The following is an 18,041-nucleotide window of genomic DNA, read 5'->3' as shown; positions in this document are numbered from 1 at the left end:
CGACGTTGATGGCTGTATCGTCCCGCATTCGTTTGCTGTTATTACTCTCCCTTGTTACGGTCGGAGCCGTTCACGGTGCGCCGAATTCCTTTATGCAGCAGGCGCAAAATCCCTTTGATAATAATGGGGATAGTTTACCCGACCTCGGCATGGCGGCGCCAACGGGCGAGGGGGAAAAACACCTGGCCGAAATGGCGAAAGCCTTCGGTGAGGCCAGCATGACCGACAACGGCCTGACAACGGGCGAGCAGGCGCGTCAGTTTGCGTTTGGCCAGGTGCGCGACGCGGTGAGCGGCGAAGTGAACCAGCAGATTGAGTCCTGGCTTTCGCCCTGGGGGAACGCCAGCGTGAACCTACTGGTGGATAACGATGGCAAATTTAACGGCAGCAGCGGGAGCTGGTTTATCCCCTGGAACGATAACAACCGTTATCTGAGCTGGAGCCAGCTTGGCCTGACCCAGCAGACGGATGGTCTGGTGAGTAACGCTGGAATCGGTCAGCGCTGGATCGCCGGGAAATGGCTGCTGGGTTACAACACCTTTTACGATAACCTGCTGGACGAAAACCTGCAGCGTGCCGGGCTGGGTGCAGAAGCGTGGGGGGAAAATCTGCGCCTGTCAGCAAACTATTATCAGCCCTTTGCCGGCTGGCGCGACCGCTCTGACGTCCAGGAGCAGCGGATGGCGCGCGGCTATGACGTCACCGCGAAAGCCTGGCTGCCGTGGTTCCATCATCTGAATACCAGCGTGAGCTTCGAGCAATACTTCGGCGATAACGTCGATCTCTTCAACAGCGGAACCGGCTATCACAATCCGGTGGCGGTGAATCTGGGGCTTAACTATACCCCCGTACCGCTGGTCACACTGACCGCCGCGCACAAGCAGGGCGAAAGTGGCGCGAGCCAGAATAACCTCGGGCTGAAGCTCAACTATCGTTTTGGCGTGCCGCTGGTGAAGCAGCTTTCCGCCGGTGAAGTCGCCGCCACGCGCTCCCTGCGCGGAAGCCGCTACGACTCGCCGGAGCGCAATAGCCTGCCGGTGATGGAGTTCCGCCAGCGTAAAACGCTGTCCGTCTGGCTGGCGACGCCGCCGTGGGATCTGAAAGGGGGCGAGACCGTTATGCTGAAGCTTCAGGTTCGCAGCACGCACGGCATTCGTCAGATCCACTGGCAGGGGGATACGCAGGCGCTGAGCCTGACGTCGCCGCCCAAAAGCAACAGCAGTCACGGCTGGAGCGTGATTATGCCTGCCTGGGATGACAGTGAAGGGGCGACAAACCGCTGGCACTTGTCGGCGGTGGTGGAAGATGAGAAGGGCCAACGCGTCTCGTCCAATGAGATCGTGCTGACCGTCGTGCAGCCGCTGGTCGCGTTACCGGACAACGACCCGCGCTGGAAGCTTCTGCCGGAGGAGTAATCCTTAAAAAATGCGTTCCTGATGCACCCACACCGCAGCTTCAACGCGGGATTTGAGCTTCATTTTCTTCAGCATATGCTTCACGTGTACTTTGACCGTGCTTTCGGTGATGTCCAGGCGGCGGGCGATCATTTTGTTCGGCAGCCCCTGGGCAATGAGTTTAAGAATATCGCGCTCGCGCGGGGTTAACTGGCTGACGTCGCGATCAGAGGTGGCGCGGTTGGCGCGCAGGCTGGCGGCCAGCACCGGCGTTAAGGCTTCGCTGAGAACCATCTCGCCTGCCGCGGCCTGCTGCAGCGCCTTAAGCAAGTCTTCCGGCTCCATATCTTTGAGCAGATAACCATCCGCGCCGCGCTTCAGCGCCGTGACCACATCCTCTTCATGGTTTGACACGCTAAAGACAACGATGCGCCCGGAAAGCGATTTTTCCCGCAGCTTGTCGAGGGTTTCCAGACCGTTCATGCCGGGCATATTCAGATCGAGCAGGATCAGGTCGGGATCGAGGGATTCGGCAAGCTCAATACCCTGTTCACCGTTGCTGGCTTCGCCAACCACGGTGATATCGGGCGCCATGCTGACCAGCTGTTTCACGCCAGTACGCAGCATCGGATGGTCGTCGATCAGCAGGATGGATGCCGGTTCCTGATTAGTCATGGGTTTCTCCTTGAGCAGTTGTAAGCGGTTTCTCGGGAATAAAGGTGACCACAACTTCCGTGCCACCCGTCTCTCTCCGGCGAACCTGGCAATCACCGCGCAGGCTTTGGGCGCGGTCTCGCATAATAATTAAACCATAGTGGTTAGTGCGTTCGGCATTTTCCGGCACGCCGCGGCCGTTGTCGTGAACCGTGAGCTTCACCTGATTGTTGTGCTGGCTGACGGTGACCGTTACCGCCGTCGCGCCGGAATGCTTAAGCACGTTGCTCAGCGCTTCACGGGCGATCTGCAGTACATGTATGGCCTGGTGGGAGGGGACAAACCGCGGCGGCAGCTGGTAGTCCAGCTTCACCGGGAACCCCAGCCGGGCGCTAAATTCGTGACAGCTGGCCTCCAGCGCCGGACGCAGGCCCGGCTCGGTCAGCTGCAGACGGAAGGTAGTCAGCAGCTCGCGAAGCTGTATCCAGGAGGTGTTCAGCTCGTTGCGGATCTGGCTAAGCAGCTGCTTGTTACTTTCGGGCATCTCTGCATCCTGCATCTGCAGGCAGCTCACCTGCATTTTCATACATGAGAGCGACTGGGCGATCGAGTCGTGAAGCTCGCGGGCGATGGTCGCGCGCTCTTCCATGACGATCAGCTGCTGCTGCTTTTCCTGATGCCTGTCGAGCGCCAGCGTGGCCGTTAGCTGTTCGACCAGCGTATCAACCAGCTGCTGCTGGTCGTGGCTCAGGTGACGCCCGGCTGGCAGCGTTGCCAGCAGAATACCGTACTGGGTGTGGCTGTCGGTCAGGCGCCACTTCAGGGTGGTGCCGCCGGACGTCAGCGGCGGCAGGCCGCGAGGGCAAAGATGGCAGCCTTTGTCATCGCAGGACATATCCGACTGACAGGTAAATTCCTGATGGTTATCTTCGTCTTCCACGTCGTAGACGCGCAGCTCAAGGTCGTGAAGCAGGGTCATATTTTGCAGGCCGTTCAGCACCGGAGAGAGACGTTCGCATAGCGGTACCTGCATGTGCAGACGACGGTTGGCCTGCCACAGGAAGGAAAGGATCTCGTTTTTCTGCTCCAGCCCGGCCGTTTTTTCCTGAACGCGCTGTTCCAGCACCGAGTAGCTCTCGGAGAGCTCTGCCGACATGGTGTTGAGCGCCTGGCCGAGCATGGCCATCTCGTTGCGCCCACTGATGTGCGTGCGCTGGGTAAAATCGCGTGCGGTCACCGCGCGGGCCATCGCCAGCAGCTGTTTCCACGGGTTCAGCAGCCGCGCGCGGAGCCAGACGATGGTGAAGATCAGCAGCAGCCCCATAAACAGCGCCATGGCGCGGTGCACCATCACCACCCGGTCAATGCGTAATTCTGTGGTTTGGTCGAAAGAGGAGACCAGCGCATCGATGCGTGAGACGAACCCCGCCACGTCCTGCGCAACGGTTTCCGTGCTGCGCGCCTGTTTCAGCCCTGGCTGCAGCTGGGTGTGCCAGTAGCCCTGAAGGGCTTTAAGCTGGGATTGCTGACCGGCGCGGATGGCGGCGTTTTCCAGTTCGGGGCTGAAGACCGTGCGCTCCATTTCATCAATCAGGGGCCGATCGTCCTGCGTCAGGGGAACCGACGCCAGCAGGCGATAACTCTGCATGCGTAGCGAGCCTGCCTCGTTGATGGCATGCGCATTACCCTGTACTCCCTGTACCAGCCAGCCGGAGATCGCCATGCCGGTCACGCCGATGGCGGTGGACAGCAAAACAATCAGAGCGAGCTGATTCACGAGCGTCAGCGGAGATAAACATCTTTTTAACATAGAGGTGGCGTGCTCCTGACGTGGCCTGCTTGCAGGAATGGCGCTATTCTGGTGCATACCCTGGAGTATACCCATACCAATAAAGGATTACCCCTAAATTGCCAACGGAGTAGGGGGAAGGAGGTGGGGGTAGTCTGGAATCGTCAGTGCCGTGAAAAACCACGTCTTTTTCACCGAATTAGCCTACTCACTAAGGGTGAGGCTTTATTTTACGCCGCAAATCCTCCCACTTTTCCTTTGATTTATATCAACTTACCGCCGCCCTAAAACCCTAATGTTTGCAGCATCATTCGAGAATCAGAGGTGTCTATGAGTCACTCATCCGCTCCCGAAAGGGAAAAGGGTGCCGTTATTACAGACTGGCGTCCAGAGGATCCGGCGTTCTGGCAACAGCGCGGCCATCGTGTAGCAAGCCGGAATCTGTGGATTTCCGTGCCGTGTTTGTTATTAGCGTTTTGCGTATGGATGTTGTTTAGCGCGGTGGCGGTCAACCTGCCCAAAGTCGGGTTTACGTTTACGACCGATCAGCTGTTCATGCTGACCGCGCTGCCGTCACTGTCAGGCGCGCTGCTGCGGGTACCTTACGCGTTTATGGTGCCGGTGTTTGGCGGTCGTCGCTGGACGGCGTTCAGTACGGGTATCATGATCGTTCCCTGCGTCTGGCTCGGCTTCGCGGTGCAGGATACCTCTACGCCGTTCAGCGTGTTCGTGATTATCTCCCTGCTGTGCGGTTTTGCGGGCGCGAACTTCGCCTCCAGCATGGCGAACATCAGCTTCTTCTTCCCGAAAGCGAAGCAGGGCGGTGCGCTGGGCATTAACGGCGGCCTGGGGAACATGGGCGTCAGCGTGATGCAGCTCATTGCCCCGCTGGCGATCTCCGTTTCTATTTTCGCGGCCTTTGGCGGCGGTGGCGTTGAGCAGGCGGATGGTTCTTCCCTCTATCTGCAGAACGCCGCCTGGATCTGGGTACCTTTCCTGGTGGTCTTCACCCTCGCAGCCTGGTTCTTTATGAACGACCTGTCCGCGTCGAAGGCGTCGCTGAGCGAACAGCTGCCGGTGCTGAAGCGCGGACACCTCTGGGTGATGGCACTGCTGTATCTGGCCACCTTCGGTTCGTTTATCGGCTTCTCGGCGGGCTTCGCGATGCTGTCGAAAACCCAGTTTCCGGAGATTCAGATCCTGCAATTCGCCTTCTTCGGACCGTTTATCGGTGCCCTGGCGCGTTCGCTGGGCGGTATGGTCTCTGACCGTCTCGGCGGTACCCGCGTGACGCTGGTGAACTTCGTCGTGATGGCGGTCTTCTGCGCGCTGCTGTTCCTGACGCTGCCCGCTGACGGACAGGGCGGTAACTTCATCGCCTTCTTCGGCGTGTTTATGGTGCTGTTCCTGACGGCCGGGCTCGGGAGTGCGTCTACCTTCCAGATGATCTCCGTGATCTTCCGTAAGCTGACGATGGATCGCGTGAAGGCGCAGGGCGGGAGCGAAGAGCAGGCCATGCGCGAAGCGGCGACGGATACGGCCGCGGCGCTGGGCTTTATCTCTGCCATCGGCGCGATTGGCGGCTTCTTTATCCCGAAAGCGTTCGGTATCTCTCTGGACCTGACCGGCTCTCCGGCCGGTGCCATGAAAGTCTTCCTCGTCTTCTATATCGCCTGCGTTGTGATTACGTGGCTGGTATATGGCCGAAATACCAAGAAAAATAAGTAAGTGTGATTATCCGTTTACGCGGCCTTCGGGCCGCGTTTTTTTTTAGCCTGAATAATAGTTACAACATACTCACGGCTTTTACGGTAGACGCCTGCGGCGGCACTGCGATCGCCATCGCTTTGCAGGTAGGTCTACCCCTTAATACCTGAGAGGTTAAATTTTGACTGGCTTTTTGTACGATAAAATAAAAATAATTATATATTTCATGGTGATATGAAATTTTTGAGGATACCGCTTTGGTGGTATTTGGTGTAGCCCCACCCCGGAAAGTCCCTCCTCGTCTTGATCGTTATCAATTCTCCCCCTCTTTCAGGGCGTTACCTTCGCTACAAATCAGCAATGTCGATTTAGAGAGCCACAGGCTCCACACAGGAGATACCCGATGAGCAAATTTTTGGACCGGTTTCGCTACTTCAAACAGAAGGGTGAAACTTTTGCCGATGGGCACGGCCAGGTTCTGGATACCAACCGGGACTGGGAAGACGGTTACCGCCAGCGCTGGCAGCATGACAAAGTCGTCCGTTCGACCCACGGCGTGAACTGTACTGGCTCATGTAGCTGGAAGATTTTCGTTAAAAACGGTCTGGTGACCTGGGAAATGCAGCAGACCGACTATCCGCGCACCCGCCCGGATATGCCAAACCACGAACCGCGCGGCTGCCCGCGCGGTGCCAGCTACTCCTGGTATCTCTACAGCGCCAACCGTCTGAAATACCCGCTGATGCGTAAGCGCCTGATGAAAATGTGGCGTGAGGCGAAAGCGCAGCACAGCGATCCGGTTGATGCCTGGGCGTCCATCATCGAAGACGCGGACAAAGCAAAAAGCTTCAAGCAGGCTCGCGGTCGCGGTGGTTTCGTTCGCTCCTCATGGAAAGAGGTAAACGAGCTGATTGCCGCCTCCAACGTCTACACCGTTAAAACCTACGGTCCTGACCGCGTGGCGGGCTTCTCGCCTATCCCGGCGATGTCGATGGTCTCTTACGCCTCCGGGGCGCGCTATCTGTCGCTGATCGGCGGTACCTGCCTGAGCTTCTACGACTGGTACTGCGACCTGCCGCCTGCGTCTCCGCAGACCTGGGGCGAGCAGACCGACGTGCCGGAGTCTGCGGACTGGTACAACTCCAGCTACATCATCGCCTGGGGCTCAAACGTTCCTCAGACCCGCACGCCGGACGCGCACTTCTTTACCGAAGTCCGTTACAAAGGCACTAAAACCGTGGCGGTCACCCCTGATTACGCGGAAATCGCCAAGCTTTGCGATCTGTGGCTGGCGCCGAAACAGGGTACCGACGCCGCGATGGCGATGGCGATGGGACACGTCATGCTGCGTGAATTCCACCTCGATAAGCCAAGCCAGTACTTCACCGACTACGTTCGCCGCTACACCGACATGCCGATGCTGGTGATGCTGGAAGAGCGTGAGGGCTACTATGCCGCGGGCCGCACGCTGCGCGCGGCCGATCTGGTGGATTCGCTGGGCCAGGAAAATAACCCTGAGTGGAAAACCGTTGCGTATAACAGCAACGGCGAGCTGGTGGCGCCAAACGGCTCTATCGGCTTCCGCTGGGGCGAGAAGGGCAAGTGGAACCTTGAGCAACGCAACGGCACCACCGGCGAAGAGACGGAGCTTCGCCTGAGCATGCTGGGCAGCCAGGACGAGATCGCCGAGGTCGGGTTCCCGTACTTCGGCGGCGAAGGTTCCGAGCACTTCAACAAGGTCGAACTGAAAAACGTTCTGATGCACAAGCTGCCGGTTAAGCGCCTGCAGCTGGCCGACGGTTCTACCGCGCTGGTCACCACCGTTTATGACCTGACCATGGCGAACTACGGTCTGGAGCGCGGTCTGGGCGATGAAAACTGCGCAACCGGCTATGACGACGTGAAGGCCTACACCCCGGCATGGGCGGAACAGATCACCGGTGTGCCACGCGCGCACATTACCCGTATCGCCCGTGAGTTCGCTGAAAACGCGGACAAAACGCACGGCCGTTCGATGATCATCGTCGGTGCGGGTCTGAACCACTGGTATCACCTCGATATGAACTATCGCGGTCTGATCAACATGCTGATCTTCTGCGGCTGCGTCGGTCAGAGCGGCGGCGGCTGGGCACACTACGTCGGCCAAGAAAAACTGCGTCCGCAGACCGGCTGGCAGCCGCTGGCGTTTGCCCTCGACTGGCAGCGTCCGGCACGTCACATGAACAGCACCTCCTACTTCTATAACCACTCCAGCCAGTGGCGCTACGAAACGGTCACCGCGCAGGAGCTACTGTCGCCGATGGCGGATAAATCCCGCTACAGCGGCCACCTGATTGACTTCAACGTGCGCGCCGAGCGCATGGGCTGGCTGCCGTCTGCGCCACAGCTGGGCACTAACCCGCTGCGTATTGCGGAAGCGGCGAAGCAGGCGGGCATGTCACCGGTGGATTACACCGTGAAATCCCTGAAGGATGGCTCCATCCGCTTCGCGGCTGAACAGCCGGAGAACGGTAAAAACCATCCGCGTAACCTGTTCATCTGGCGTTCCAACCTGCTGGGCTCGTCCGGTAAAGGCCACGAGTACATGCTGAAATACCTGCTCGGTACCGAAAACGGTATCCAGGGGAAAGATCTCGGCAAGCAGGGCGGCGTGAAGCCGGAAGAGGTGGAGTGGAAAGATAACGGTCTCGACGGCAAGCTGGATCTGGTGGTGACGCTCGACTTCCGTCTGTCCAGCACCTGCCTGTACTCCGACATCGTGCTGCCAACCGCGACCTGGTACGAAAAAGACGACATGAATACCTCGGATATGCATCCGTTTATTCATCCGCTGTCCGCGGCCGTTGACCCGGCGTGGGAATCGAAAAGCGACTGGGATATCTACAAAGACATCGCGAAGAAATTCTCCGAAGTTTGCGTTGGGCACCTCGGCAAAGAGACCGACGTGGTGACCCTGCCAATTCAGCACGACTCCGCCGCCGAACTGGCGCAGCCGCTGGACGTGAAGGACTGGAAAAAAGGTGAATGTGACCTGATCCCGGGCGTAACCGCGCCGCACATTATTCCGGTTGAACGCGACTATCCGGCAACCTACGAGCGCTTTACCTCTATCGGCCCGCTGATGGAGAAAATCGGTAACGGCGGGAAAGGGATCGCCTGGAACACCCAGAGCGAAATGGATCTGCTGCGCAAGCTCAACTACACCAAAGCGGACGGCCCGGCGAAAGGCCAGCCCATGCTGAACACGGCGGTTGATGCGGCAGAGATGATCCTGACCCTGGCCCCGGAAACCAACGGCCACGTGGCGGTGAAAGCCTGGGCGGCACTGAGCGAGTTTACCGGTCGCGACCATACGCACCTGGCGACGAATAAAGAGGAAGAGAAAATCCGCTTCCGCGATATTCAGGCGCAGCCGCGCAAGATTATCTCCAGCCCGACCTGGTCAGGCCTGGAAGATGAGCACGTGTCTTATAACGCGGGCTACACCAACGTTCACGAGCTGATCCCATGGCGCACCCTGTCAGGCCGTCAGTCGCTGTATCAGGATCACCAGTGGATGCGCGACTTCGGTGAAAGCCTGCTGGTCTACCGTCCGCCAATCGACACCCGCTCCGTGAAAGCCGTGATGGGCGCGAAATCGAACGGTAACCCGGAGAAGGCGCTGAACTTCCTGACGCCGCACCAGAAATGGGGCATTCACTCCACCTACAGCGACAACCTGCTGATGCTGACCCTGTCTCGCGGCGGTCCGATTGTCTGGATGAGCGAAACGGACGCCAAAGACCTGGAGATCGAAGATAACGACTGGATCGAAGTGTTCAACAGCAACGGTGCCCTGACGGCGCGTGCGGTGGTGAGCCAGCGCGTACCGGCCGGGATGACCATGATGTATCACGCGCAGGAACGCATCGTTAACCTGCCGGGGTCAGAAATTACCGAGCAGCGCGGCGGGATCCACAACTCCGTGACCCGCATTACGCCGAAGCCGACCCACATGATCGGCGGCTATGCGCAGCTGGCCTACGGCTTTAACTACTACGGCACCGTTGGATCGAACCGCGATGAGTTCGTGGTGGTACGTAAGATGAAGAACATTAACTGGTTAGACGGCGAAGGTAATGACCAGGTACAGGAGAGCGTAAAATGAAAATTCGTTCACAAGTCGGCATGGTGCTGAATCTGGATAAATGCATCGGCTGCCATACCTGCTCGGTCACCTGTAAAAACGTCTGGACCAGCCGCGAAGGTATGGAGTACGCCTGGTTCAACAACGTGGAAAGCAAGCCGGGCACCGGCTTCCCGACCGACTGGGAAAACCAGGAGAAGTGGAAGGGCGGCTGGATCCGTAAAATCAACGGCAAGCTGCAGCCGCGCATGGGTAACCGCGCGATGCTGCTGGGTAAAATCTTCGCTAACCCGCACCTGCCGGGCATCGACGATTACTACGAGCCGTTTGACTACGACTACCAGAACCTGCACAACGCGCCGGAAAGCAAGCACCAGCCGATCGCCCGTCCTCGCTCGCTGATCACCGGTCAGCGCATGGACAAAATTACCAGCGGTCCAAACTGGGAAGAGATTCTGGGCGGCGAGTTCGAGAAGCGCGCCAAAGACCAGAACTTCGAGAACATGCAGAAGGCGATGTACGGTCAGTTCGAAAATACCTTCATGATGTATCTGCCGCGCCTGTGCGAGCACTGTCTCAACCCGGCGTGCGTGGCGACCTGCCCAAGCGGCGCCATCTACAAGCGTGAAGAAGACGGCATCGTGCTGATCGACCAGGACAAGTGCCGCGGTTGGCGTATGTGCATCACCGGCTGCCCGTACAAAAAGATCTACTTCAACTGGAAGAGCGGCAAGTCTGAGAAGTGCATCTTCTGCTACCCGCGTATTGAAGCCGGAATGCCGACCGTCTGCTCAGAAAGCTGCGTAGGCCGTATTCGCTACCTCGGCGTGCTGCTGTATGACGCGGACGCGATTGAAAACGCCGCCAGCACCGAGCACGAGAAGGATCTGTATCAGCGTCAGCTGGACGTGTTCCTCGATCCGAACGATCCGAAGGTGATTGAGCAGGCGCTGAAGGACGGCGTGCCGCAGAGCGTGATTGACGCGGCGCAGCAGTCACCGGTGTACAAAATGGCAATGGACTGGAAGCTCGCGCTGCCGCTGCACCCGGAATACCGTACCCTGCCGATGGTCTGGTACGTACCGCCGCTGTCGCCGATTCAGTCCGCGGCTGATGCGGGCGAACTGGGCAGCAACGGCATCCTGCCGGACGTTGAAAGCCTGCGCATTCCGGTTCAGTACCTGGCGAACCTGTTGACCGCCGGGGATACCCAGCCGGTACTGCTCGCGCTTAAGCGTATGCTGGCGATGCGTCACTTCAAACGTGCGGAAACCGTAGACGGCGTGACCGATACCCGCGCGCTGGAAGAGGTCGGTCTGACCGAAGCGCAGGCGCAGGAGATGTACCGCTATCTGGCGATTGCCAACTACGAAGACCGTTTCGTGGTGCCGAGCAGCCACCGTGAGCTGGCGCGGGAAGCCTTCCCGGAAAAAAATGGCTGTGGCTTTACCTTTGGCGACGGTTGCCACGGGTCAGACAGCAAATTTAACCTGTTCAACAGCCGCCGCATCGATGCCATGGATGTGACCAGCAAAACGGAGCCGCACCAATGATTGAACTCGTCATTGTTTCGCGTCTGCTCGAGTACCCGGATGCTGCGCTTGCGCAGCATCAGCAGGAACTCTTTGATGCACTCGCGTCATCTGAAAACCTGGATAAAGACGATGCCCAGCGGCTTGGCGTTTTCCTCCGCGATCTGCTGGCGCGCGACCTTCTGGATGCCCAGTCGGACTACAGCCAGCTGTTTGACCGGGGGCGTGCGACCTCGTTGCTGCTGTTTGAACACGTCCACGGTGAATCCCGCGACCGCGGTCAGGCGATGGTGGACCTGATGGCCCAGTATGAACAGCACGGCCTGCAGCTCGACAGCCGCGAACTGCCGGACCATCTGCCGCTCTATCTGGAGTACCTGGCGCAGCTGCCGAAAGAGGAGGCGCTGGGCGGTCTGCAGGACATCGCGCCGATCCTGGCGCTGCTCGGCGCGCGTCTTCAGCAGCGCGAGAGCCGCTATGCGGTGCTGTTCGATCTGCTGGTGAAGCTGGCCAACGCCGCGGTCGACAGTGAAAAAGTGGCGGAGAAAATCGCGGATGAAGCCCGCGACGATACCCCACAGGCGCTGGATGCGGTCTGGGAAGAAGAGCAGGTGAAATTCTTTGCTGACCAGAACTGCGGCGAGTCTGAAATCTCCGCTCACCAGCGTCGCTTTGCCGGCGCGGTTGCCCCGCAATATTTGAATATCTCTAACGGAGGACGGCACTAATGCACTTCCTGAATATGTTCTTCTTTGACATTTACCCGTATATCGCGGGCACCGTGTTCCTGGTGGGAAGCTGGCTGCGTTACGACTACGGCCAGTACAGCTGGCGTGCGGCCTCCAGCCAGATGCTGGACCGCAAAGGGATGCATGTGGGCTCTAACCTGTTCCACATCGGTATTCTGGGGATTTTTGCCGGTCACTTCCTCGGGATGCTGACGCCGCACTGGATGTATGAAGCGTGGCTACCGATTGAGGTGAAGCAGAAGATGGCGATGATCGCCGGCGGTGCCTGCGGCGTGATGACTCTGGTGGGAGGCCTGCTGCTGCTGAAACGTCGTCTGTTCAGCCCTCGCGTGCGTGCGACCACGACCGCAGCGGACATCCTGATCCTCTCCCTGCTGATGGTGCAGTGTGCGCTGGGCCTGCTGACCATTCCGTTCTCGGCGCAGCATATGGACGGCAGCGAAATGATGAAGCTGGTGGGGTGGGCACAGTCCGTGGTGACCTTCCACGGCGGAGCCTCCGCGCACCTGGACGGCGTGGCGTTTATCTTCCGCGTTCACCTTGTGCTGGGTATGACGCTGTTTGTGCTGTTCCCGTTCTCTCGTCTGGTGCATATCTGGAGCGCGCCGGTGGAGTACCTGACGCGCAAATACCAGATTGTGCGCGCCCGCCGCTAATTCGTCGTTTTGATACCAACCCCGCACTCGCGGGGTTTTTTTTCGCCCCAGCCCAGGTTATTGCCCGCGGCAGCAAACAGGATCAGCGCGCCGCCCGCCAGCTGGGTCAGGTTCAGCGAGTGTCCGAACACCAGATTATCGACAACGATCGCCACCACCGGATAGATAAACGACAGGGAGCCGGTAATGGGCGTAGGCAGCTTCTGGATAGCGCTGTAGAGCAGCTGGTACATAATGCCGGTATGGACGATGCCCAGCGTCAGCAGGGTAGGCCAGGGAAAATCACCGGAAAATGACGGCATGCTGGCAAACGGCAAAAGCATCACGACGCCCGCCAGCACCTGGATAAAGGCAATATGCTGCGGCGCAACGGATCTGAGTTTACGGGCAATAATGGCCGTGACCGCGTAGAAGAAAGCCGCGGCCATCGCCAGACCGATTCCGGCGAGCCATTCACCGCCGTGCGCGCCGGTCAGCTCGCTGGAGAGCAAGATCACCACGCCGCCAAAGGCGAGGAATAGCCAGCCCCATTTCACCAGGCTGACGCGCTCGCCTAAAAACATCCCCATCAGGACCAGCATAAACGGCTGGGTGTTATACACCACGGTCGAAAGGCCAATCGAGATCCGTTCATAGGCCGCGAAGAGCAGCAGCCAGTTCACCACGAGCGCTACGCCGCCGAGAATAGCCAGCAGTAGAGTAGTACGGGTGAGGGGGCTAAAGGGTTTTTGACTTACCCGGATAAAAATGAAAAGCGCTATTGCCCCAATAAGGCAGCGCCAGAACACCACTTCCGTCACCGGCAGACCGCTGAGCAAAACAAACGCGCCGATAGAGCCGGAAATTAACATCGCCAGGCTCATCTGCCCGACGCCTTTTTGTAAATCACGCATCATCCACCTCCTGATTAATGACCCTATTGTCGAAAATCGCTGTCGGGTTTTACAGGATTGATATAAGGTTGAAGGAAGAAATCACTTTTAAAAATTAGGTGAAAAGAATGGAATACCTTATCGATGATATCGATCGGCAAATTTTAGCCTGTCTGGTCGAGGATGCGCGCATGTCGTTGAAGGTGCTCAGCGGACGCATCGGTCTGACGTCCCCCAGCACGGCAGAACGCCTGAAGAGGCTGGAAGAGCGCGGCGTGATTCAGGGGTATGGCGCACGGGTGAATCTGGCAGCGCTGGGGTATACCCTGCAGGCGCTGGTGCGCGTGCGGCCTTTGCCGGGGCTGTTGCATAAGGTGGATAAATACATTCAGGCGATGCCGGAGTGTATTGAGAGCGACAAAGTCACCGGGGAAGATTGCTTTGTGATTAGGCTGGTGGTGCGCTCGATAGAGCAACTGGATGTGCTGCTGGACGGCCTGGCGGAGCATGCCCAGTGCAATACGTCGATTGTGAAAAGTTCACCGGTGAAGCGTCGTTTGCCGCCGATGTAAACTTCTGGCTTCTGTCGCCGGGTGGCGGCCGCGCCTACGAAGGCTTCCCCGTTACGGAAATGCATGATGCATGGTGCGCACGTAAGGTTTGGAGTCGTTTGAAAGTGATGGTGGTGGGGGAAGGATTCGAACCTTCGAAGTCGATGACGGCAGATTTACAGTCTGCTCCCTTTGGCCGCTCGGGAACCCCACCAGGGGTAATTCAAATTTTGAGGTCGTGCTGAGAGATGGTGGTGGGGGAAGGATTCGAACCTTCGAAGTCGATGACGGCAGATTTACAGTCTGCTCCCTTTGGCCGCTCGGGAACCCCACCACGGGGTAATGCTTTTACTGGCCTGCTTCCTGCTGGAAGCGGGGCGCATCATATCAAATGAGACGCCCCTGTAAAGCATTCCTTTAGGTAAATGAAGCTGTTTGCCTGCTTTTTATCCGTAAAGGTGCAAAGCTAATCAATTCATTTTCCGAAAGATTAAAGAATGATGGTTCTGTTGCCGTAGACAAAGACACGCTGCGCCAGCACCTGATACAGCGCACGACTCAGCACGTTCTTCTCAACGTCACGCCCTGCACGCATCATGTCCTCGGCCGTGTAGGTATGGTCCACGTGAATCACGTCCTGCATGATGATTGGACCTTCATCCAGGTTGTCATTCACGTAGTGTGCGGTCGCACCGATGATCTTCACGCCGCGCTCGTAGGCCTGGTGGTAGGGACGCGCGCCAATAAAGGCCGGCAGGAACGAGTGGTGAATGTTGATGATCTTGTTCGGGAAACGCGCCACGAAGGATGGCGTTAACACGCGCATATATTTCGCCAGCACCACGTAGTCCGGGTTATGCGCTTCAATGGCCCGGGCCATCAGATCGTCGTGCTCTTCGCGGGTATGGCCTTCATGGCTGACCAGCTCAAACGGAATATCAAAACGCTCGACCAGCGTGCGCAGCGTCTCATGGTTGCCAATAACGGCAGCTATTTCCACGTCCAGACCGCCGTAGTTTGCTTTCATCAGCAGGTCGCCAAGACAGTGTGCTTCTTTGGTCACCAGGATCACGATGCGGCGTCGACCGGCTGGGGTCAGTTCGCGCACGGAGCCTTCCGGAAGCGCGCTGTCGAGATCGGCAAGCAGGGTGGTGTCGTTGAAAATACCCTCGAGTTCAGTACGCATAAAGAAGCGGCCGGTACGGTGGTCAACGAACTCGTTGTTCTGCACGATATTCAGTTCATGTTTGTAGCAAATGTTGGTAATTCGTGCGATCAGCCCTTTTTGATCGGGACAGATGGTGCGCAGAACTTTACGTTGTAATGATTGCATCGCCGGGAAATCCTGTTTGTATTTGCGAAGTCTGGGTTGTCAGGCATTACTGCCCGCAACACTTTTTAAATTTTTTACCTGAACCACACGGGCAGGGATCGTTACGACCAAACTGTGGGCGTGTTCCGTCAATATAATACCACTGCCCGCTTTCCTTTAAGAACCGGGAACGCTCGATAATGGCCCCCGGTTTATTATTCTCGTTAAAACGGGCGACAAAACTGACGTAACCTTCATCAACGTGACTGCCCGTTGCGGAATCATAGACGGTAAGGCCGAGCCACTGCGTGTTCGCGAAGCCGGCTTCGATGTCCTGTCTGAATTCGGCAGCGTGGCAGGAGGGATGCCAGGTTTTAATCAGGTAGTCTGCGTCTTTGATCACAAAAGCAGTGTAACGTGAACGCATGAGGTGTGACGGGTCTGGTGCAACCTGATCGCCAGACAGATATCGCTGGCAACATAGGCTATACTCCAGAGCGCTACCACAAGGGCAGAGTTGAGACACGATTCTCTTCCTGGAACAAAAAATAAAGGCGTAAAACGCTTCGGGTAGCACTATGTTAACTGAGCTGTTGCGTTGACGCTATGTCAGGAATCCAGGGGAAGTAAAACAGGGCTAATGAGAAAGGTAAAAATTGGACTGGCGCTGGGCTCAGGTGCAGCCCGGGGATGGTCACACATCGGCGTGATTAATGCCTTAAACAAGATGGGCATTGGCGTAGATATTGTCGCAGGGTGTTCAATAGGATCGCTTGTCGGCTCCGCTTACGCGTGCGGGAAGCTTCCTGAACTTGAGACATGGGTGCGTTCCTTCAGCTACTGGGACGTCCTGCGTCTGATGGACCTCTCGTGGCAGCGTGGCGGGCTGTTGCGCGGCGAACGCGTCTTTAACCAGTTCCGTCAGGTTATGCCTCTCGAAGACTTCACGGATTGTCAGATGCCCTTCGGCGCCGTCGCGACGAACCTCAGCACGGGACGCGAACTGTGGTTAACCGAAGGGGATATCCATCTTGCCGTGCGCGCCTCCTGCAGCATGCCGGGGCTCATGGCACCTGTCCCACACAACGGTTACTGGCTTGTCGACGGGGGCGTCGTGAACCCGGTTCCCATCTCTCTGACTCGTGCAATGGGGGCGGATATCGTGATTGCCGTCGACCTGCAGCACGACGCCCACCTGATGCAACAGGACCTCATGCCGGTCAATCTCCAGAGCGAAGATGCCGAGGGCGAGAAACTGGCCTGGCATGAGCGCCTGCGCGGCAGAATCGGGCGTATGGCTGCGCGACGCTCGGTTGCCGCGCCGACGGCGATAGAAATCATGACCACGTCAATCCAGGTTCTGGAGAATCGCCTCAAGCGCAATCGTATGGCAGGCGACCCTCCGGATATTCTTATTCAGCCGTACTGTCCGCAAATCTCTACTCTTGATTTCCATAGGGCTGAGGCCGCCATCGCAGCGGGCTCGTTAGCCGTCGAAAAGAAAATGGACGAATTGTTGCCTTTTGTGCAGACCGCACGTTAAGCACCTTTTTTTGACTACTTCAGCAAAATCTGACAGGCGATAGTGCCGATCGCATGCCACTATTTAGTTACTGTCAGCCAGGGGAGGAACCATGACGCAGCCATTGGCCGGAAAACACATTTTGATTGTTGAAGACGAGCCCGTTTTCCGATCGCTACTGGATTCGTGGTTATCATCGCTGGGAGCCATCACTTCACTGGCTGAAGATGGTATCGACGCCCTGGAAAAAATGATCAGCATTACGCCCGATTTGATGATTTGCGACATTGCGATGCCGCGCATGAATGGACTGAAGCTGGTTGAACATCTGCGTAACGAAGGTAACCAGACGCCGATTCTGGTGATCTCTGCCACAGAGAATATGGCGGATATCGCCAAAGCATTGCGTCTTGGCGTACAGGATATTCTGCTTAAACCGGTCAAGGATCTGAACCGGCTGCGAGAAACGGTCTTAGCGTGCCTTTATCCGAATATGTTTAATTCCCGGGTAGAGGAAGAGGAGCGTCTTTTCCAGGACTGGGATGCCCTGGTGAGTGATCCTCCAGCTGCGGCGAAACTGTTGCAAGAACTTCAGCCGCCTGTACAGCAAACTATTTCACATTGCCGCGTAAATTATCGCCAGCTAGTGGCGGCTGACCAGCCGGGACTCGTGCTGGATATCGCACCATTATCTGATTCCGACCTTGCGTTTTATTCTCTGGATGTCACCCGTGCGGGGGATAATGGCGTATTAGCCGCGTTGCTTCTTCGCGCGCTATTTAATGGTTTGTTGCAGGAACAGTTATCGCATCAGGGACAACGGCTGCCGGAGTTAGGCAGTTTACTCAAACAGGTAAACCAGCTTTTTCGTCAGGCCAATTTACCTGGACAGTTCCCGCTGCTGGTCGGCTATTACCACAGCGGTTTAAAAAATCTGATCCTCGTCTCAGCAGGTCTCAACGCTTCACTGAATACCGGTGAACATCATATTGAGGTGAGTAACGGTGTGCCGCTTGGGACATTGGGCACGGCTTATCTTAATCAAATTAGCCACCGCTGTTCCTCCTGGCAGTGCCAAATTTGGGGCGCCGGGGGACGGCTACGCTTAATGTTGTCCACGGAATAAGCAATTGGATCTTAATTTTAAGATTGCTTTACCTGTGTTTTACGGGGAGTG

The 18,041-nt window shown here is 57.4% G+C and carries 14 protein-coding genes and 2 tRNA genes; 9 read left to right on the top strand and 7 right to left on the bottom strand.

Annotated features, from left to right (window positions below):
• Positions 1–8: 8 nt before the first annotated feature.
• Positions 9–1,415, top strand: a complete 1,407-nt coding sequence (locus F0320_RS12355; protein ID WP_126328765.1) for a YchO/YchP family invasin — start codon at positions 9–11, stop codon at positions 1,413–1,415.
• 3 nt (positions 1,416–1,418) lie between these two features.
• On the opposite strand, the gene narL is transcribed toward F0320_RS12355, so the two are convergent.
• Both narL and narX read right to left on the bottom strand, forming a co-directional pair.
• Complete coding sequence (narL, locus tag F0320_RS12350; protein WP_008499531.1) at positions 1,419–2,069, bottom strand: two-component system response regulator NarL; 651 nt, start codon at positions 2,067–2,069, stop codon at positions 1,419–1,421.
• A complete protein-coding gene (gene narX / locus F0320_RS12345) occupies positions 2,062–3,858 on the bottom strand; it encodes a nitrate/nitrite two-component system sensor histidine kinase NarX (RefSeq protein WP_126328764.1) in 1,797 nt (598 codons plus the stop codon). The genes narL and narX overlap by 8 nt, the downstream gene beginning before the upstream one ends.
• Before the next feature lie 309 nt (positions 3,859–4,167).
• Here narX and F0320_RS12340 point away from each other — a divergent pair, with 309 nt between their 5' ends.
• The 5 genes from F0320_RS12340 (at position 4,168) to narI (ending at position 12,607) form a co-directional block, all read left to right on the top strand.
• Complete coding sequence (locus F0320_RS12340; protein ID WP_149323982.1) at positions 4,168–5,565, top strand: NarK family nitrate/nitrite MFS transporter; 1,398 nt, start codon at positions 4,168–4,170, stop codon at positions 5,563–5,565.
• A gap of 382 nt (positions 5,566–5,947) precedes the next feature.
• Complete coding sequence (locus F0320_RS12335; RefSeq protein WP_126328762.1) at positions 5,948–9,691, top strand: nitrate reductase subunit alpha; 3,744 nt, start codon at positions 5,948–5,950, stop codon at positions 9,689–9,691.
• Positions 9,688–11,223, top strand: a complete 1,536-nt coding sequence (gene narH, locus F0320_RS12330; RefSeq protein ID WP_023312109.1) for a nitrate reductase subunit beta — start codon at positions 9,688–9,690, stop codon at positions 11,221–11,223. The genes F0320_RS12335 and narH overlap by 4 nt, the downstream gene beginning before the upstream one ends.
• Positions 11,220–11,930 (top strand): nitrate reductase molybdenum cofactor assembly chaperone, encoded by a 711-nt coding sequence (narJ, locus tag F0320_RS12325; protein WP_039263578.1) that lies wholly within the window; start codon positions 11,220–11,222, stop codon positions 11,928–11,930. Before narH ends, narJ begins: the two co-directional genes overlap by 4 nt.
• Entirely contained in the window at positions 11,930–12,607 is a 678-nt protein-coding gene (gene narI, locus F0320_RS12320; protein ID WP_047651167.1) for a respiratory nitrate reductase subunit gamma, read from the top strand. Before narJ ends, narI begins: the two co-directional genes overlap by 1 nt.
• On the opposite strand, the gene F0320_RS12315 is transcribed toward narI, so the two are convergent.
• Entirely contained in the window at positions 12,604–13,500 is an 897-nt protein-coding gene (locus F0320_RS12315; protein ID WP_126328810.1) for a DMT family transporter, read from the bottom strand. The two genes, narI and F0320_RS12315, sit on opposite strands and share 4 nt — an antisense overlap.
• A gap of 107 nt (positions 13,501–13,607) precedes the next feature.
• Between F0320_RS12315 and F0320_RS12310 the strand changes: the two genes are divergently transcribed.
• On the top strand, positions 13,608–14,051 hold the full coding sequence (locus tag F0320_RS12310) for an Lrp/AsnC family transcriptional regulator (RefSeq protein WP_047651165.1): 444 nt from the start codon (positions 13,608–13,610) through the stop codon (positions 14,049–14,051).
• 108 nt (positions 14,052–14,159) lie between these two features.
• Here the strand turns inward: F0320_RS12310 and F0320_RS12305 are convergent.
• The 4 genes from F0320_RS12305 to F0320_RS12290 form a co-directional block, all read right to left on the bottom strand.
• Positions 14,160–14,244: transfer RNA gene (locus F0320_RS12305), tRNA-Tyr, on the bottom strand.
• Between the two features lie 35 nt (positions 14,245–14,279).
• Positions 14,280–14,364, bottom strand: a tRNA-Tyr gene (locus F0320_RS12300).
• Positions 14,365–14,520: 156 nt separating this feature from the next.
• Entirely contained in the window at positions 14,521–15,363 is an 843-nt protein-coding gene (gene purU, locus F0320_RS12295; RefSeq protein ID WP_126328760.1) for a formyltetrahydrofolate deformylase, read from the bottom strand.
• Positions 15,364–15,409: 46 nt separating this feature from the next.
• Positions 15,410–15,868 (bottom strand): YchJ family protein, encoded by a 459-nt coding sequence (locus F0320_RS12290; protein ID WP_126328759.1) that lies wholly within the window; start codon positions 15,866–15,868, stop codon positions 15,410–15,412.
• 114 nt (positions 15,869–15,982) lie between these two features.
• Between F0320_RS12290 and rssA the strand changes: the two genes are divergently transcribed.
• The gene (gene rssA / locus F0320_RS12285; RefSeq protein WP_126328758.1) at positions 15,983–16,885 is read left to right on the top strand and encodes a patatin-like phospholipase RssA; all 903 of its coding nucleotides are present in this window, start codon (positions 15,983–15,985) and stop codon (positions 16,883–16,885) included.
• 91 nt (positions 16,886–16,976) lie between these two features.
• Positions 16,977–17,990: a two-component system response regulator RssB gene (gene rssB, locus F0320_RS12280; protein WP_126328757.1), complete on the top strand. Its 1,014-nt coding sequence runs from the start codon at positions 16,977–16,979 to the stop codon at positions 17,988–17,990.
• Positions 17,991–18,041 lie beyond the last annotated feature (51 nt).

The sequence above is a fragment of the Enterobacter dykesii genome, assembly GCF_008364625.2.
Taxonomy (GTDB): Bacteria; Pseudomonadota; Gammaproteobacteria; order Enterobacterales; family Enterobacteriaceae; genus Enterobacter; species Enterobacter dykesii.
Note: the sequence above shows the minus strand (reverse complement) of the source record. Positions and strands in the feature narration are given on the sequence as shown.

What these genes read in the sequence shown, in the direction of transcription:
- rssA (WP_126328758.1), top strand. Translation starts at nt 15,983, where the DNA reads ATGAGAAAGGTAAAAATTGGACTGGCGCTGGGCTCAGGTGCAGCCCGG.
- purU (WP_126328760.1), bottom strand. Translation starts at nt 15,363, where the DNA reads ATGCAATCATTACAACGTAAAGTTCTGCGCACCATCTGTCCCGATCAA.
- narJ (WP_039263578.1), top strand. Translation starts at nt 11,220, where the DNA reads ATGATTGAACTCGTCATTGTTTCGCGTCTGCTCGAGTACCCGGATGCT.
- F0320_RS12355 (WP_126328765.1), top strand. Translation starts at nt 9, where the DNA reads ATGGCTGTATCGTCCCGCATTCGTTTGCTGTTATTACTCTCCCTTGTT.
- rssB (WP_126328757.1), top strand. Translation starts at nt 16,977, where the DNA reads ATGACGCAGCCATTGGCCGGAAAACACATTTTGATTGTTGAAGACGAG.
- narI (WP_047651167.1), top strand. Translation starts at nt 11,930, where the DNA reads ATGCACTTCCTGAATATGTTCTTCTTTGACATTTACCCGTATATCGCG.
- F0320_RS12310 (WP_047651165.1), top strand. Translation starts at nt 13,608, where the DNA reads ATGGAATACCTTATCGATGATATCGATCGGCAAATTTTAGCCTGTCTG.
- F0320_RS12315 (WP_126328810.1), bottom strand. Translation starts at nt 13,500, where the DNA reads ATGCGTGATTTACAAAAAGGCGTCGGGCAGATGAGCCTGGCGATGTTA.
- narL (WP_008499531.1), bottom strand. Translation starts at nt 2,069, where the DNA reads ATGACTAATCAGGAACCGGCATCCATCCTGCTGATCGACGACCATCCG.
- F0320_RS12340 (WP_149323982.1), top strand. Translation starts at nt 4,168, where the DNA reads ATGAGTCACTCATCCGCTCCCGAAAGGGAAAAGGGTGCCGTTATTACA.
- F0320_RS12335 (WP_126328762.1), top strand. Translation starts at nt 5,948, where the DNA reads ATGAGCAAATTTTTGGACCGGTTTCGCTACTTCAAACAGAAGGGTGAA.
- narX (WP_126328764.1), bottom strand. Translation starts at nt 3,858, where the DNA reads ATGTTAAAAAGATGTTTATCTCCGCTGACGCTCGTGAATCAGCTCGCT.
- narH (WP_023312109.1), top strand. Translation starts at nt 9,688, where the DNA reads ATGAAAATTCGTTCACAAGTCGGCATGGTGCTGAATCTGGATAAATGC.